General features: G+C 69.8%; 13 protein-coding genes. 6 read left to right on the top strand and 7 right to left on the bottom strand.

Annotated features, from left to right (window positions below; all coding sequences use genetic code 11):
- Positions 1–4 precede the first annotated feature (4 nt).
- The 3 genes from EJC51_RS20195 to EJC51_RS20205 are packed head-to-tail and all read right to left on the bottom strand — an operon-like array spanning position 5 to position 2,315.
- Positions 5–1,396: a hypothetical protein gene (locus tag EJC51_RS20195; protein ID WP_126272375.1), complete on the bottom strand. Its 1,392-nt coding sequence runs from the start codon at positions 1,394–1,396 to the stop codon at positions 5–7.
- Complete coding sequence (locus EJC51_RS20200; protein ID WP_059192120.1) at positions 1,393–1,695, bottom strand: hypothetical protein; 303 nt, start codon at positions 1,693–1,695, stop codon at positions 1,393–1,395. Before EJC51_RS20200 ends, EJC51_RS20195 begins: the two co-directional genes overlap by 4 nt.
- Positions 1,680–2,315, bottom strand: a complete 636-nt coding sequence (locus EJC51_RS20205; protein WP_126272376.1) for a hypothetical protein — start codon at positions 2,313–2,315, stop codon at positions 1,680–1,682. Before EJC51_RS20205 ends, EJC51_RS20200 begins: the two co-directional genes overlap by 16 nt.
- A gap of 461 nt (positions 2,316–2,776) precedes the next feature.
- Here EJC51_RS20205 and EJC51_RS20210 point away from each other — a divergent pair, with 461 nt between their 5' ends.
- The 6 genes from EJC51_RS20210 to EJC51_RS20235 all read left to right on the top strand — a co-directional run bounded on the left by EJC51_RS20210 (position 2,777) and on the right by EJC51_RS20235 (position 8,084).
- Entirely contained in the window at positions 2,777–5,173 is a 2,397-nt protein-coding gene (locus EJC51_RS20210; protein WP_126272377.1) for a proprotein convertase P-domain-containing protein, read from the top strand.
- 134 nt (positions 5,174–5,307) lie between these two features.
- Positions 5,308–5,922 carry a hypothetical protein gene (locus tag EJC51_RS20215; RefSeq protein WP_126272378.1) on the top strand — a complete coding sequence of 205 codons (615 nt, stop codon included), beginning with the start codon at positions 5,308–5,310 and terminating at the stop codon, positions 5,920–5,922.
- Complete coding sequence (locus tag EJC51_RS20220; RefSeq protein ID WP_059192123.1) at positions 5,922–6,155, top strand: helix-turn-helix domain-containing protein; 234 nt, start codon at positions 5,922–5,924, stop codon at positions 6,153–6,155. The genes EJC51_RS20215 and EJC51_RS20220 overlap by 1 nt, the downstream gene beginning before the upstream one ends.
- 351 nt (positions 6,156–6,506) lie before the next feature.
- The gene (locus EJC51_RS20225) at positions 6,507–7,271 is read left to right on the top strand and encodes a hypothetical protein (protein ID WP_126272379.1); all 765 of its coding nucleotides are present in this window, start codon (positions 6,507–6,509) and stop codon (positions 7,269–7,271) included.
- 51 nt (positions 7,272–7,322) lie between these two features.
- The gene (locus tag EJC51_RS49595) at positions 7,323–7,532 is read left to right on the top strand and encodes a pentapeptide repeat-containing protein (RefSeq protein ID WP_126272380.1); all 210 of its coding nucleotides are present in this window, start codon (positions 7,323–7,325) and stop codon (positions 7,530–7,532) included.
- Between the two features lie 9 nt (positions 7,533–7,541).
- Positions 7,542–8,084, top strand: a complete 543-nt coding sequence (locus tag EJC51_RS20235; RefSeq protein WP_126272381.1) for a GNAT family N-acetyltransferase — start codon at positions 7,542–7,544, stop codon at positions 8,082–8,084.
- Positions 8,085–8,153: 69 nt separating this feature from the next.
- Here the strand turns inward: EJC51_RS20235 and EJC51_RS20240 are convergent, their stop codons facing one another.
- The 4 genes from EJC51_RS20240 to EJC51_RS20255 all read right to left on the bottom strand — a co-directional run bounded on the left by EJC51_RS20240 (position 8,154) and on the right by EJC51_RS20255 (position 15,387).
- Entirely contained in the window at positions 8,154–10,490 is a 2,337-nt protein-coding gene (locus EJC51_RS20240) for a proprotein convertase P-domain-containing protein (RefSeq protein WP_244363419.1), read from the bottom strand.
- Positions 10,491–10,787: 297 nt separating this feature from the next.
- The gene (locus EJC51_RS20245) at positions 10,788–12,050 is read right to left on the bottom strand and encodes an acyltransferase family protein (protein ID WP_126272383.1); all 1,263 of its coding nucleotides are present in this window, start codon (positions 12,048–12,050) and stop codon (positions 10,788–10,790) included.
- Complete coding sequence (locus EJC51_RS20250; RefSeq protein WP_126272384.1) at positions 12,050–14,239, bottom strand: bifunctional polysaccharide deacetylase/glycosyltransferase family 2 protein; 2,190 nt, start codon at positions 14,237–14,239, stop codon at positions 12,050–12,052. Before EJC51_RS20250 ends, EJC51_RS20245 begins: the two co-directional genes overlap by 1 nt.
- The gene (locus EJC51_RS20255) at positions 14,239–15,387 is read right to left on the bottom strand and encodes a hypothetical protein (RefSeq protein WP_126272385.1); all 1,149 of its coding nucleotides are present in this window, start codon (positions 15,385–15,387) and stop codon (positions 14,239–14,241) included. The genes EJC51_RS20250 and EJC51_RS20255 overlap by 1 nt, the downstream gene beginning before the upstream one ends.
- Positions 15,388–15,438: the final 51 nt, after the last annotated feature.

The raw sequence follows: 15,438 nt of genomic DNA on the forward strand, positions 1-15,438 counted from the left end.
CGGGTCACCGACCCGCCAGCGACGCGTCCGGGCCCGTCACGTCGATGTCCTCGTCGCCGCCGAACAGGCCGATGAAGCTGTTGGTGTCGGAGCCGGCGCCGGTGCCGGTGGCGCCGAGGGCCCAGGAGTTGTAGGAGAGGGCCTGCTTGAAGGCGTCCGGGGTGCCGATGAAGTTCAGGTCGGTCGGGTCGATGTTCTTCATGCGGCCGAGTTCGTCGACCATGCCGGGGCCGACGTACATGCTGGCCAGGCCGCGGGCGCCGGCGGTGTTGTAGGCGTTGCGGGCGGCGGTGAGGTTGTCGCCGACCTTGAAGAGGTCGCGCCAGTTGCCGCGGATGGTGCCGAGGTCGTCGGCGAAGGAGCGGGGCAGGCCCTTGAAGGCGGCGGCGAGGGAGACGTCGGGCAGGGCGCCGGCGCCGTTCGCCCCGGCGCGCGGGCCGACCATCGCCTCGACGAGGCGGCGGCGGGCGGCGGAGTTCATGCCCCGGTTCCAGGCACGGACGTAGTCGTCGGCGGCCGCCCACACGCGGCTGCGTCCGACGGTCGCGGCGAGCTTGGAACCGGCGGAGAAGACCCGGCCGATGCCGAAGGTGGCCAGGCCCAGGGCGTCCATGGCCACGTCGCCCCAGGAGCCGTCGCCGTTGATGGCCAGCAGGACGTGGCAGACCAGGGAGATCACGGTCATCACCAGCGCGATCGTGCCGAGCACGCCCGCCAGCGCCTGGCCGATGACCGGGATCCAGCCGACGAGCAGCGCGAGGATGCCGCAGACCGCGGCGATCGCCCCCGTGATGTCACTGATGATCTTCAGGGCGTCGCGCAGGTCGTCCAGCCACGAGTCGTTGAGGCCGTCGCCCTCGGTGGTGTCGTGGATCTTCTTGGCGGCCTTGTCGCCGGCCTCCTGGTGGCGCCGCTTGACGTCCGCGAGCTGACCGCGCAGGTCGGCGAGGCCGTCCTGGAGGTCGGTGACCTTCTTGTCGAGCTTCTTCTGGTCGGCGTCCTCGGTGCCTTTGGGAGGGTTCTCGGCGCTCGACTTCGCCTTGCTCAGGTCGCCGGCCTTGGTCTCCGCGGCGCGCAGCAGCTTGTCGGCGTCCTCCTGGATGGTCTCCAGGTCGGTGTAGTACGTCTTCAGCGCGGACGCGGCGTCGGCGTAGCGGTCGTGCGCCTTGCTCACCGTCTTCGCGGTGTCGTTCGCCTTGTCGGCGAAGGCGCGGCCCGCCTCGGAGTCCCAGCTCTCCTGGTTGCCGAGGCGGCGCAGCGCGGCCGCGGTCTCGGTGATGGTCTTCGCGGTGGCCTCGAAGCGGCGGGAGAGCGCCTTGAGGTCGGTGACGTCGCCGGGGACCGGGTCGCCGCTCTCCCCCAGCACCTCCCAGCGGGGGTCGGCGGGGCGGGTCACTTCTTCTTCCCCTTGCCGATGAGCGCGTTGTAGAGCGCGGTGTCGAGTTCCTTGTACGCCTTGCCGGACTCGTGGGCGACCTGGCCGAGGCCCTGGATCTCCTCGATCATCTTCTTGCGGTTGTCGTCCCAGCCGTCGGAGAAGTCCTGGAGCCGCTCGTGCAGTTGCTGGTGGCCGACCGTGCGGCGGTCGTACTGGTCCATCAGCTTGTCGAGTCCTTCGAGTTCGGTGGCCACCGTCCGCAGTCCGGTGCCGGCCGTCTCCAGGTCGTCCGTGGAGACCCTCAGTCGTTCGCCCATGTCTCGTCATCCCCCGTGTCGTCCTGCCGCTGCCAGCGCAGTGTTCCGGCGATCGCGTCGAACAGTTCCACCATGGCGTCGGCGATCGGTTCCAGCGGTGTGCTGAAGGTGAGCATCAGCACCTCGTCGCGGCCCGGGACCGGTACGAAGTACTCGACGACCGTGTCCTGGAACTCCGACCCCAGTTTCCGCGACTGCCTCGACTGCTCCCGCCGCACCAACCGGGCCGCCCGCCCCACCGCGGGCAGCTTCGTCAGCCCGGCCTCGCCGGAGCCGGCGAGCGCGGCCACGGCGTCGAGCGCGTCGAATCTCTGGTGCAGGCGGGAGACCAGCAGCGAGGCGGACAGCGGGATGCCGCCGACCTCCAGGAAGGAGAGGTACAGCACGACGCCGCCCTGCTCGACGCCGGCCTCGGCGGTGTCGCGCAGTTGTTCCTCCGCCTTGCGGCGCAGGACGGGCTGGTCGTCGACGCCGGCGAACTGCCGTCTGATCAGCGCGGCGATGGACGCCTCACGGCGGTCCCGCGGCTGGAGCGGCATGCGGTACCAGTCCACGGGCGTGACCAGCCCGAACACCGGCGCGGCTGCGGCGGGCGGGGCGAGGGCGGGTTCCTGGCTCAATTTCGTCGGTCTCTCGGTGGTGGTGCGGGCAGCGCCACGGTAGCGGGGGCTCGGAGCGGGCACCAGAGCGACGGGTGGGGTGCGTGAGGTGTTCCAGGGCGGGCGAGAAAGTGGAAGCAGACTCCTCCGTTTTGCTGGCGTGAGCAACTCACGTGCAGGGACGTTCAGTTGCGCTTACAGGGTGAGCCCGCACCTTTTGCCGGAGCAACCGCGCGGAGGCACTTGCTCCGGATATCCGGGTCTTGCCGGGGTGATCACGGCTCGCCTAGGGTCTGCGGTGATCAAGCGGATCCGTCTTTCTCCGCCGCTGCGGTCGGCTCTGCCGCCGCTTTCCCCTACGGCCTCCCGACGGAACACGCCAAGTGCGTGACGTCCGCAGGCAGTTCTCTCTTTTCTTTTCTTCTCTTCCCTTCCTCCGGTGCCTTTTCTGTGCGCCGGCATTCCCTCACCTCGAGAGCGACATGACCAGACGGATCTGGGCTGCCGTCATCACGTCCGTGATGGCCGCCACCCTCAGCGCGATACCCGCCCACGCCACCGACTCCACGTCCACCACCTCGACGGCCACCACTGCCGACGACCCGATCGACCCGCCCCTCTACGACGAGACCGCCGACGGCGACACCGTCCGCGTGAACGTCGTCACCGAGACCCGCGCCGACCTCGCCGGCGCGGCGAGCGTCGGCGACACGTTGCAGTCCTTCGCCACCCTGCCCCTCGTCACCCTGCGCGTCGACAGGTCGGGGCTGGCCGAACTCGCCGCCCAGGACGGCGTCGTGAGCGTCACCGAGGACGGGCTCTCCGCGCCCTCGCTGGACCAGAGCATCCCAGTCATCGGCGCCGACACCGCGCACAAGGCCGGCAAGACCGGCGCGGGCAGCGACATCGCGATCATCGACACCGGGGTCGCCACGAACCACCCGTTCTTCAAGGACCGGATCGTCGCCGAGGCCTGCTTCTCGCCGATCGACGCCGCCTACGGCGCCACCAGCCTGTGCGGGAACGGCGCCGCCGCCCAGGAGGGCACCGGCGCCGCCAACTCCGCGGCCGGCGCCTGCGCCACCCTCGACGGCTGCGACCACGGCACTCATGTCGCCGGTATCGCCGCCGGTGACGGCACCGGCCTGAGCGGCGCCCCCGCCACCGGTGTCGCCCCGGACGCGGGCATCGTCGCCATCCAGGTCTTCTCCAAGCTCGACTCCACGAAGTACTGCGGCACCACCAACCCCTGCATCCGCAGCTTCACCAGCGCCCAGATCGCCGCGCTGGAGAAGGTGCTGGCGCTCAAGCAGGCCGGCACCCCGATCGTCGCCGCCAACCTCAGCCTGGGCTCCGCGAGTTACTCCACCGCCTGCACCAAGGACGCCCGCGCCGCGGCCATCGACAAGCTCTACGCCGCCGGTGTCGCCACGGTGGTCGCGGCCGGCAACAACGGCAGCGCGACCGCGGTGACCGCCCCGGCCTGCGTGCCCAACGCGGTCTCGGTCGGCGCCACGACCGACGACGACCAGATCGCCTCCTTCTCCAACCACGGCCCGCTGCTCGACGTCCTCGCCCCCGGCAACGGCATCATCTCCTCGGTCCCCGGCGGCGGTTACGACTCCAAGAGCGGCACCTCCATGGCCACCCCGCACGTCGCCGGTGCCCTCGCCGTCCTCCGCCAGGCCTACCCGACCGAGGGGCTGGCCAGCCTGATCTCGCTGCTCGCCACCACCGGCAAGCCGGTCACCGACGAGGCGGGCGTGACCGTACCCCGGATCGACGTGGCCAAGGCCGTCGCCGCGGTCGAGCCGAAGCCCGAGGCGGACAAGAAGCCGCGCGCCTTCCAGGTCGACAACGACAAGGACGTCGCCATCCCGGACGCGCCGACCGGCGCCACCGGCACCGCGGTGACCTCGCCGATCACCGTCGCCGAATACCCGGGCAACGCGCCGAAGAACCTCAAGGCGTACGTCAACATCACCCACGCCTTCCGCGGTGACGTGAAGCTGGAGCTGATCGCGCCGAACGGCACGACCCACCTGCTGAAGGCCGCGAGCGCCTCCGACGGCGCCGATGACATCATCGCCACGTACACCGTGGACGCCTCCGCCTCGGTCGCGAACGGCGAGTGGAAGCTGCGGATGACCGACACGGACGACGGGGACGCCGGCACGCTGACCACCTGGTCGCTGATCTTCCCGACGCCGTTCGAGAACACCACCGCCCAGACCATCCCGGACTCCGGCACCCTCAGCTCCACCATCGCCGTCTCCCAGATCGACGGCAACGCGGCCGGGCCGCTCCAGGTCTACGCGAACCTCACCCACACCAGGATCGGTGACCTGAAGCTCGCCCTGACCAGCCCGGACGGCAAGTCGTACACCCTCAAGCCGTACGGCTCCGAGGCCGGCGGCACCCTTCAGACGACGTACGGCGTCGACGCCACGGACGCGGTCGCCAACGGCACCTGGACGCTCAAGGTCACCGACTCCGCGACCGGTTCGACGGGCACCCTCACCGGCTGGTCGCTCGGCTTCCCGTCGTACGAGAACCAGACCGTGAAGGCCATCCCGGACAAGAACTACACGGAGATCTGGACCAAGGCGGACGGTCTGTCGGGCGTCGGCTCCGGCAAGCTCAAGGTGTACGTGGACGTCGAGCACAAGTACCTGGGCGACCTCAAGATCGACCTGATCGCGCCGGACGGCTCGATGCACCTGCTCAAGGACAACGGCGAGGAACCCGGCGGGACCCTGCAGAAGGTCTACACGGTCGACGCCACGGATCTGCCGGTCAACGGCTGGTGGAAGCTCCGCGTCGACGACGTGGCCACGGGTGACACCGGGACGGTGCGGAACTTCGTCGTGAGGTTCTGACGCCCGGTCAACCGCCCTGCGACTGCGCCCCCGCACCTGTTCCGGTGCGGGGGCGCAGTCGCTTGCGGGGCTTATCGTTTCTCGATAACATCGAAACTCGATACATCGAAAAACGATAAGTGAGGCGGGGGACCATGTCCGAGGACCGGAAGATGCTGGAGCCGATGGCGACGGTGGTGTCGATAGCGCTGCGGGTGCTGTTGGCGCTGGTGACGCTGGGGGTCGTCTTCAGAACCGTGCACGGAGGCTGGGGCGGCGGCCTCGTCTGCATGACCGACGACTCGATGTCCGGATCTACGGGCGCCGAGCGCTTCTTCCCCGAGAAGGGGGTGTCGGTCGACACGATCCCCCACTACTGCGCGGACTCCCCCAGCATGTCCCTGCACCTCATGGACGAGTTCAGCACACTGCCCTCGGCAGTGCTGCTGATCGGCGGCCTCTTCCTGCTGCACCAGCTCCTCAAGGGCGCCGCCCGCGACGGCATCTACACCACGCGTACGGCCTCCCGGATGCGGGTGCTCGGCTGGTGGCTGCTGGCCGGCAGCGTGGTCGCCGAGCTGATCGAGTCCAACCTCAAGGCCGCCGTCCTCGCCGAGCTGACCACGGTAGAGACCTTCTCGGCCGCCTCCTGGCTGGAGATGTGGTCCACCCCCTACCTGCTCATCCTCACCGGCCTCGGCCTCCTCACCTTCGCCCGTATCACCAGCGCCGGCGCCGCCATGCGCGAGGACCTCGAAGGGGTCGTCTGATGGCCGAGGACGAGCACGAGGGCCACGACATCGAGGTCCATCTCGACAGGCTCCTCAGCGAGCGCGGGATGACCGTCACCGAACTCGCCCACCGCGTCGGCGTCACCAACGTCAACCTGTCCGTCCTCAAGAACGGGCGCGCCAAGGCGATCCGCTTCACCACCCTCACCCGGATCTGCGAGGTCCTGGACTGCCAGCCGGGTGATCTGCTCAGCTACCGCCCCAAGTCATAAGGAGACAGGACATGTTCGGCGTCATGGACACCAGCATGAAGATAGTCATCGCCGTCGTCGCGGCCGCTCTCGTCACGGGCGTGATCCTGCTCGGCCGCTGGCTCGCGAAGAAGTAACCGCGGAAAGCTCAATTGCGCCTCAAGTAAACCGACTTGAGTTCCCCGCAAGCTCAATTGATCCTCAGGAAAGGCCATTTGAGCTTCCCGCGCCCCCATTCCGTGCGGAAGGATCAAGGCAAGCGAGAACGCCGAAGGGGAAAGGCGGAATCGCTTGTAGGGGGGCGAATCATCGCGCTTTCCCTACTGCTTATTTCAGTTCGTGTACTCATTTCACGTAACGGAGGCAGTAGATATGCGTACCACGTCGAAGATGAACCGTCAGCGGCTCGTCGGGATCGCCGTCGCCACCGCGGCGGCCATCACGATGGCGGCCCTGCCGGGGTCCGCGTTCGCCGACGACACCACCGGCACCACGCCCGAGGCCTACGAGGCCTACCTGGTGGAGCAGGTGGAGCTCGGCGACTCGGACGCGCAGGAGACCCTGGACCAGTACTCGGCGCTCTCCGACGGCGACAAGGAACAGTTCGTCGATCTGCTGAACGATCCTCAGCGCGGCCAGGAGCTGGGCGACTTCATCTCGGACGTCTCCGACATCGAGTCCATAGACGAGGAGCACTACACCACCGAGACGAGAAAGGAGGCCGCGGACGGCGACGTCGTCCTGGAGGCCACCCTCGCCGTCGAGGAGACCGAGACGCCCCCGACCACCGACGAGGAGCTCGCCGACCCGAGCGCCCGGTACTACGACCGGAGCGCCTGGTACTCCGTCTCCGACACCATCTTCGGCGTGAAGGTGACGACCGTGAAGATCGGCGTCAACTACCGCACGACCTCGTCCCGTGTCGTGAAGGTCTACGGCGGCTGGGCCTCGCACCGCAACTTCGTGCCGTTCGCCGAGTTCTCCAACAGCCCGGTCCAGACGTGGATCTCCGCCGACCCGGCGAACAACGCCACCGCGCAGACCATCTGGCAGGGCAAGTGGTCCGGGTTCTCCTGGGACGCCCGTGAGCGCATCTGGGCCGACCAGAGCGGCTTCAAGGGCGGCTACCTGAAGTAGGCCCCTCCCGTCCCGCACCGGCAGAGCCGGTCGTGTCGAGCTTCTCGCTCGGTGCGGCCGGCTCTGCCGGTTTTCTGTGCGCCAATCCATCGGGCGCCAATCCATCGGGCGCACCTCCACCGTGCGCACCTCCACCGTGCACACCTCCACCGTGCGCACCTCCACCGTGCACACCTCCACCGTGCGCACCTCCACCGTGCGCACCTCCATGCTCGAACGCGCGTGCAAAACGGTTTGCCGCAGGCCGGTCCGGCCCGATAAGAAGCCTGCATGCTTAGAGGCAGCAAGGTCGGGCTCCGGGCCCGGCACGAGGACGACATCCCGGTTCTCCAGGCCGAGCTCTACGACGACGTGGTCACCACCTCGCGCGCCGACGGCCGGCCGTGGCGGCCGCTCCCGCCCAGCACCACCGACGGGAAGTTCGTGGTGGATCCCACGGACCAGGAGAACCTCCCGTTCTCGGTGGTGGACCTGGAGAGCGGCGAGCTGGTCGGCGCGGCGACGCTGTGGGGCATCGACACCCACCACCGGTGCGCGCACGTCGGCCTCGGCCTGCTGCCGTCCGCCCGTGGCAAGGGCTACGGCACCGACGTGGTCGCGGTGCTGTGCCACTACGGCTTCGTCGTGCGGGGCCTGCACCGGCTACAGGTCGAGACGCTGCCGGACAACGTCGGGATGCTGCGGTCCGCCGAGCGCAACGGCTTCGTCCGCGAGGGCGTCCTGCGCTCCTCGGCCTGGGTGCTGGGCGAGTTCATGGACGAGGTGGTCCTCGGACTGCTCGCCGAGGAGTGGAAGCACGGCACGAACAGCTAGTTCGCCGCAGCGCAGAACGAAACGCCCGGCCGGGTCATCCCGGCCGGGCGTTTCGGTGGTGCGGTCAGGTCAGAAGGTCAGCGCCCAGTCGTCCAGCGTGCCCGTCCCGCCCGCCGACTTGTCGGCGACCTGGAGCTTCCAGGTGCCGGCGATCGGGGAGGCGCTCGCGTCGACCGTGTAGACCTTGGTGAGCGTGCCGCCCGGGTCCGTGGCGTTGGTGGCCTTCACCGCGTAGACCAGGCCGTTCGGGGCGACCAGGTCGATCTTCACCTCGCCGAGCCACTCGTGGGTGAGCTTGAGGGAGACCTTCAGGGTCTTCGGCGCGTTGCCGGAGATGCCGGTCAGCGTGATCGGCGCCTGGAGCGTGCCCGCGTCCGGGATCGCGTACGTGGACTGGCTCTCGATCGACGGGAAGGTCAGGGACCAGTTGTTCAGGGTGCCGGTGCCGCCCGCCGACTTGTCGGCGACGAGGAGCTTCCAGGTGCCGTTGGCCGGAGAGGCGGTCGCGTCGACGGTGTACGTCTTGGTCAGCGTGCCGCCCGGGTCGGTGCCGTTGGTGGCCTTCAGGGCGTACGTCCGGCCGTCGGGGGCGACCAGGTCGATCTTCACCTCGCCGAGCCACTCGTGGGTGACGTTCACGGACGCCTGGAGCGCGCCGGAGGCGTTGCCGGTGACGCCGTCCACGGTGATCTCGGAGGTGAGGGTGGCCGCGTCCGGGACGGCGGCGGCGGTCGTCCTCGCGAACGGGGTCGGGAACGTCAGCGCCCAGTCGTCGATGGTCCCGGTGCCGCCGGCGGACTTGTCGGCGACCTGGAGCTTCCAGGTGCCGCTCGCCGGGGAGACGCTCGCGTCGACCGTGTACGTCTTGGTCAGCGTGCCGCCCGGGTCGGTGCCGTTGGTGGCCTTCAGGGCGTACGTCTGACCGTCGGGGGCGACCAGGTCGATCTTCACCTCACCGAGCCACTCGTGGGTGACGGCCACGGAGACCTGGAGGGTCTTGGGCGCGTTGCCGGTGACCCCGGAGACGGTGATCGGCGACCGGACGGTGCCCAGGTCCGGGATGGCGTACGAGGCGTCGTTGAGGATCTTCGTACGGCGGGTGGTGTCGGCGGGCGCCGGGTCCGGCTGGGGCGTCGCGGCACCGACCGCCTTGCCGACGTCGATCCGGGGGACGGTCACGCCCGCCTCGTCGGTGACCGGCGTACCGGTCGACTTCAGCAGCGCCTCCAGCTCGGCGAGGGTCTTGTCCGGGTAGGCCTGGCGCAGGACGGCGAAGGCACCGGCGACGTGCGGGGTGGCCATGGAGGTGCCGCTCATGGAGTCGTAACCGCCGCCGGGGACCGAGGAGATGATGCCGTTGCCGGGAGCGAGGACGTCGAGCAGCGGGCCGTGGTTGGAGAAGGAGGCGATCTGGTCGTCGTCGGTCGTGGCGCCGACCGAGACCGCGTTGGGCACGCAGGCCGGGGCGGTCACCGCGGTGGGGCTGCCGTTGTTGCCGGCCGCGACGACGGTGGCGACTCCGGCCTCGTAGAGGCTGTCGATGACGGTCTTGCGGGCGTCCTTGGTGCAGGCGGTGGAGTAACTCGCCGAGCCCAGGCTGAGGTTGGCGGCGACGATCGGGGTGCCGGCCTGCTTGAGCGCCAGCACCTTCTCCAGCGCGGCGATCTGGGCGCTGGTGAAGCTGCGGATGCAGGGGTTGGTGGCGCCGCAGTACTTCGTGGAGTCGAGCTTGGAGAAGACCTGGATGGCGACGATGTCGGCGCCCGGGGCCACACCGGTGGCGGGGGCGCCGCTCAGGCCGGTGCCGTCACCGGCGGCGATACCGGCGACATGAGTGCCGTGGTCGCACTCGGCGATGGCTGCGCAGGTGCTCGCGTTGGCGGCGCCGGTGCCCTCCTGGGTGGCCGCGCCGTTCCCGCACAGGCTGGTGGCGCCGTAGTTGGCGTCGACGGGCGAGAAGCAGGCCTCGGTGGTGACCCGGCCCTTCAGGAACGGGTGGCCGGCGGCGACCCCGGTGTCCAGGATCGCGATCGCGCTGCCCTTGCCGGTCTTTCCGGCCGCGATGGCCTTGTCGCCGCCGATGATCGGCACGCTCTCGTCGAGCGACGGCGCGACCAGCTCGTCCTCGGTGACGCTGACGACGCCCGGCTGGGCCGCCAGTTCGTCCAGGCCGCCCTTGTCCACCTCCAGGGTGACCACGGGCAGCGTCTTGAAGGACAGCACCGTCTCACCGGCGCTCGCCGCAGTGGCGATATCTCCGCGGTCCTCGGTGACGACATTGACGCGTACGGTGCCGCCGTCGGCGGTCTCGTCGTAGAGCGGCGGATCGATCGGGTCGGATTCCGTCGCCGTGGTCGAGATGTCCGTGGCGGCGTATGCGGGAATCACCCCGAGGCTCACGGTCATCAGCACAGTGGCGACCGTAGCCCATATCTGTCTCTTCATCGTCACTCTCAACAATGCGCGGGCATGACGAAACATGCGGGCCGAATAGAGAAAAGGCGAATTACCGTGAATTACCCTGGCGTTGCACCGGGCACGGTTCCGCCTTTCCCCTTCGGCGTTGCCGCGCAGGCATGATCCTTCCACGGGGTCATGGCCGCGAGCGAGAGCTACTCAGGTGTTCTGAGCTTCAATTGAGGCTGATCCATATGCTTGAGCTGCAATTGAGGGTTTATTTGAGGCTCAATTGAGAGTGCGTCATCAGGCCCGGTGGGAACCGGACTTGGCGCGGGTCCGCTTCCCCTGGGAACCGTCCGGCCACAGCTGCGGCCTGCGCTTGGCGGCGAGGTCCTCCGCCCAGCCGAACCAGACGATGCAGCTGCCGATGAGGATCCAGGTGAAGACGAGCACCGGCCACGGGCTCTCCAGGAACCAGGAGAAGTGCTGCCACATCAGGTCGATGCCCCACAGCCGGTCCCAGATCGTCATCGCGACCACGATGCAGGTGTTGTGCCACAGATAGATCGTCACGGCACGGGAGTTGAGCAGGGTGATCGGCCGGTCGAAGCGCTTCAGCCGCCCCGGCCACTCGGACCAGGACGGGCTGACGTGCAGCAGGATCATGACCGTGCCCAGCGACCACAGGGCCTGCGCGAAGGGCATGCTGTCGAGGTCGTTGCCCTGGGAGAAGTCGTGCTTGGTCGCGTACCAGAGGCCGAGCAGGGCGATGGCGGGCGCGACGGACGGGACGACATAGCGCGGCAGTCGCTTGAGGATGCCCTCCTGGTGGGCCATGCCGAGGATCCAGCAGGCGCCGAAGGTGCTGAAGTCGGTGAGGGCGGAGGGGATGCGCTCACCGGGCAGCGTGATGTAGCCGAACTCGAAGGCGGCCGACAGCACGATCGGCGCGAGGACGGTGGCGACCGGCAGGGCGCGCAGCGCCTTGAGGAGGAACGGCGACAGCAGGACGTACCAGAGGTAGGCGCGGATGTACCAGAGCGGTCCGGCGAGGTCCACGGCCCAGTTCTCGGCGAGGTAGCCGTGCACTCCGGGCAGGCCCTCGGCGTACGGCGGGTCGCTCAACGGCAGGACCCAGTAGACGAGGTGGAGCCACCACCAGCCCGGGTGGCCGTCGTCCGACGGACCCCAGCCCTGGACGACCATGCCGGTGACGCCCACGACGCCCAGCAGCCACAGCGGCGGCAGCAGCCGGCGGACGCGGCTCTTGATGACCTGCACGGCCGGGCGTTTGAGCGAGCGGGCCATGAGGTTGCCGGCGAGGGCGAACATCACGCCCATGGACGGGAACACCAGCGGCAGCCAGGCCCAGCCGGTCAGGTGGTAGAGGACCACCCGGAACAGGGCGAGGGCCCGCAGCAGGTCGAAGTAGCGGTCGCGGACGGGGCCCTTGGGCCGGGCGGCGGCCGGGGGCTGGGGCTGCTCGGGGACGGTCGGCACGAGGGGAACGGTCACGTCCACGGCTTTCTGCGGTGAAGAGAAGGAGGGGTGGTACGGCGTGCTCATCAGACGGGCCTCCCGTCCATGACCTGCCGGCGTCCGGCGGGCGCGCTCGGCGGGGCGGAGACGCCGCCCTTGCGGCGCAGCTTCTGCCAGCGCAGCCGGCCGCCGGTGAGCGCCGTGATCCAGGACTGGAGCAGCACGACGTACATGAGCTGGCGGTAGAGGATCTGCTGGAGCGGCAGCGAGATCAGCGGGGTGAGACGTTCTCGGTCCAGGACGAACGCGTAACCGGCGCACACCAGTTGGACGGCGAGGACGCCGAACCAGGCGAGGATCGTCTTGTCGGTGGGCCCGAAGACCAGGCCGTAGACGAGGAACACGTCGATCAGCGGCGCCAGCAGCGGCGCGACGACCATGAAGAGGGAGACGAGCGGCAGCCCGACGCGGCCGAAGCGCCCCGAGGGACCGCGTTCCACCAGCGCCCTGCGGTGCTTCCAGATCGCCTGCATGGTGCCGTACGACCACCGGTAGCGCTGGGACCACAGCTGCTGGACGGACTCCGGCGCCTCGGTCCAGGCGCGGGCCTTCTCGGCGTAGACGACCCGCCAGCCGTCCCGGTGCATCGCCATGGTGATGTCGGTGTCCTCGGCGAGGGTGTCGTCGCTCATCCCGCCGACCCGCTCCAGGGCGGAGCGGCGGAACGCGCCGACGGCGCCGGGGATGGTCGGCATGCATTGCAGGACGTCGTACATCCGGCGGTCGAGGTTGAAGCCCATCACGTACTCGATGTGCTGCCAGGCACCGATGAGGGTGTCCTTGTTGCCGACCTTGGCGTTGCCGGCGACGGCGCCGACGCGCGGGTCGGCGAAGGGCTGGACGAGTTCGCGGACGGTGGCCGGTTCGAAGACGGTGTCGCCGTCCATCATCACGATCAGGTCGTGACGGGCGTTGGCCAGACCCCGGTTGAGGGCGGCGGGCTTGCCCGCGTTGAGCTGTCTGATCACGCGTACGTTGGGCAGCTGAAGCCCTTCCACCAGCCGGGCGGTGCCGTCGCTGGAGCCGTCGTCGATGACGATGACCTCGATGGGGTGCTCGCTGCGCATCAGGGAACGCACGGTGTTCTCGATGCACTTGGCCTCGTTGTACGCGGGCACCAGCACCGACACCGGTTCGGTGACCGGCAGCGGGCCCCAGCGGAAGTCCCGGCGGCGGGTGCGGCGGGCGTGGATGCCGGAGAGCAGCAGCATCAGGGCGAAGCGGGCAAGGACGAGGAAGCCGATGACCGCGAGGCAGACGACGAGGACACCGGTGACGTGGTCGGAGGCGTCGACCAGGAGGACCCAGGCCTTGCCCTTCCACAGTTCCACACCGGTGACCGGGGTGTGCGCGCTCGGCGCGTTGAGGGCCTCGGTGAGGTTCTGGAACTTGTAGCCCTTCGCCTTGAGCTGGGGAAGGAGCTGGTCCAGCGCCTGGACGGTCTGGTGGCGGTCGCCGCCGGAGTCGTGCATCAGGACGATCGCGCCGTGGCCGGGCTTGGGCGTGGAGTTGCGGACGATCTCCTGGACGCCCGGCTTGCGCCAGTCCTCGCTGTCGGTGTCGTTGACGATCGTGAGGTAGCCGCGGCTGCCGATGTACTGGGTGACCGGCCAGGAGTTGTTGTCCATGTTCGCGGCCTTGGAGGAGTACGGCGGCCGGAACAGCGAGCTGCGGATGCCCACCGAGCCCGCGAGCGCGAGCTGGTTCTGGGACAGCTCCCAGTCGATGCGCTTCTTCGACTGGTAGGACAGGTCGGGGTGGTTGAAGGAGTGCAGCCCGATCTCGTGGCCCTCGTCCACCATGCGCCGGACGAGGTCGGGGTAGCGGGAGGCCATGGTGCCGGTGATGAAGAAGACGGCGTGCGCGTCGTTCTTCTTCAGGGTGTCCAGCACCTTCGGGGTCCAGGTCGGGTCCGGGCCGTCGTCGAAGGTGAGCACGACACTGTCGTCCGGCACGGTCATGGTGGTGCTGCGGCCGCTGCGGGTGTCGATGACCGGGCCGCCCTTGAGGATGTCCTGCGGCACCTTGTCGTTGGCCGTGGCGGGCGCCACCCGGTAGTCGGCGAGGATCTCGCTGTGGACGTAGCCGCGCAGCATCAGCATCGCCGTCATCGCGACGAGGACGAGCAGCGGCAGCAGCAGGCGCAGGGGCAGACGGCGACGGGAGCCGTCACGGGCTCCGGTCGCGGGCCCGGGACGGCTTGAGCGGGAGGCCATCAGAGGGAGTTCTCCAGGGGTGGTGCGGTGGAGAGGCCGGGCGCGCTGTCCGCGCCGTCGGCGAGGTTGTCCGTGCCGGTGCCGGTGCCGCCGGCCGGGGAGTCGGACGGACCGGGCGGGGTGGTCGACGGGGTGAGCGACGGGTCGGGCGAGCTGGTGGTGGGCTCGTCGGTGGGCTTCGCCGAGACGGAGGGGCGGGTGACCGGGCTGGTGGCGGTCTTGGTCGGCGTCGGCTTCGGGTCGGCGGACGCGCCCGGGGTGGTGGCGGTCGCGGAGGCACCGGGGGCGGTGGCACTGGCGCCCGGCGACGGGGCGGTGCCGTCGCCGGGGGTCGGCGAGACGCCGGGCGTGACGCCGGTGGCGTCGGTGGGCGCGACGGAGTCGGTGGGCAGCGGCGAGGTCTCCACCTGCCCGGCCTCCTGGCCCTCCTGGCCCGGCACGGGCAGCCAGGGCGCGTTGGAGTTGCCGGAGAGCATGGTGGCGACGATGACGACGGCGTAGATCGCGCAGGCGATGCCGACGAAGATGCCGATACGACGGAATCTGCGGCTGCGCCGGCCCGACTCGTCGACGAACACGGGCCCGTCGGAGCCGTCGGCGTCACCGACGGCGCCGCCACCGGCCTGGCCGACGAGACGGTGGTCGGCCCGCAGGGCGACGGCGTCCAGCTGGACGGTCACCTCGTGCGGGTCGTGCGCGTTGCCCCCGGCCTCGCCCCCGGTCTCGCCGACGGCACCGCTCGGGTCCCACGGGTCACGGAAGGCGGGGGCGTCGGGGCTCGGCTCGACGGACGGCCCGCCGAACGGCTCGGAGAGCGGTCCCCCGGGCAGTCCGACGAGCGGCTCGGAGAGCGATCCCGCGGGCGGCTCGGCGATCGGCCCCGCGGACGGTCCGCCGAACGGCTCGGCCGTCGGTCCCCCTGGCGATCCGACGAGCGGCTCGGAGACCGGCCCCGCGGGCGGCCGGGTGGTGGCCGGAAACGGGAACTTCGACAGCGCCTCGGTCTCGTCCCCGGACGCGAGGACTTCGGTTCCTCTCGTCTCCGGGAGCGCCTGGGTGCCGCTGCCCGTCGCAGGGAACTCCCCGCCCCCGGATGCCGCATCGGGCCATTCCGGTTGGGCGTCTTCCCGCCATTTGTTCTCGCGCACGCAATCCCCCCACGGGACAGTTCCGGGTGCGCATACGACTCCGGGCACCCG

The sequence above is a fragment of the Streptomyces aquilus genome (assembly GCF_003955715.1).
Taxonomy (GTDB): Bacteria; Actinomycetota; Actinomycetes; order Streptomycetales; family Streptomycetaceae; genus Streptomyces; species Streptomyces aquilus.

Coding starts and splice junctions, on each gene's coding strand:
- EJC51_RS20200 (WP_059192120.1), bottom strand. CDS start 1,695: ATGGGCGAACGACTGAGGGTCTCCACGGACGACCTGGAGACGGCCGGC.
- EJC51_RS20210 (WP_126272377.1), top strand. CDS start 2,777: ATGACCAGACGGATCTGGGCTGCCGTCATCACGTCCGTGATGGCCGCC.
- EJC51_RS20215 (WP_126272378.1), top strand. CDS start 5,308: ATGTCCGAGGACCGGAAGATGCTGGAGCCGATGGCGACGGTGGTGTCG.
- EJC51_RS20220 (WP_059192123.1), top strand. CDS start 5,922: ATGGCCGAGGACGAGCACGAGGGCCACGACATCGAGGTCCATCTCGAC.
- EJC51_RS20225 (WP_126272379.1), top strand. CDS start 6,507: ATGCGTACCACGTCGAAGATGAACCGTCAGCGGCTCGTCGGGATCGCC.
- EJC51_RS20235 (WP_126272381.1), top strand. CDS start 7,542: ATGCTTAGAGGCAGCAAGGTCGGGCTCCGGGCCCGGCACGAGGACGAC.
- EJC51_RS20240 (WP_244363419.1), bottom strand. CDS start 10,490: ATGACCGTGAGCCTCGGGGTGATTCCCGCATACGCCGCCACGGACATC.
- EJC51_RS20245 (WP_126272383.1), bottom strand. CDS start 12,050: ATGAGCACGCCGTACCACCCCTCCTTCTCTTCACCGCAGAAAGCCGTG.
- EJC51_RS20250 (WP_126272384.1), bottom strand. CDS start 14,239: ATGGCCTCCCGCTCAAGCCGTCCCGGGCCCGCGACCGGAGCCCGTGAC.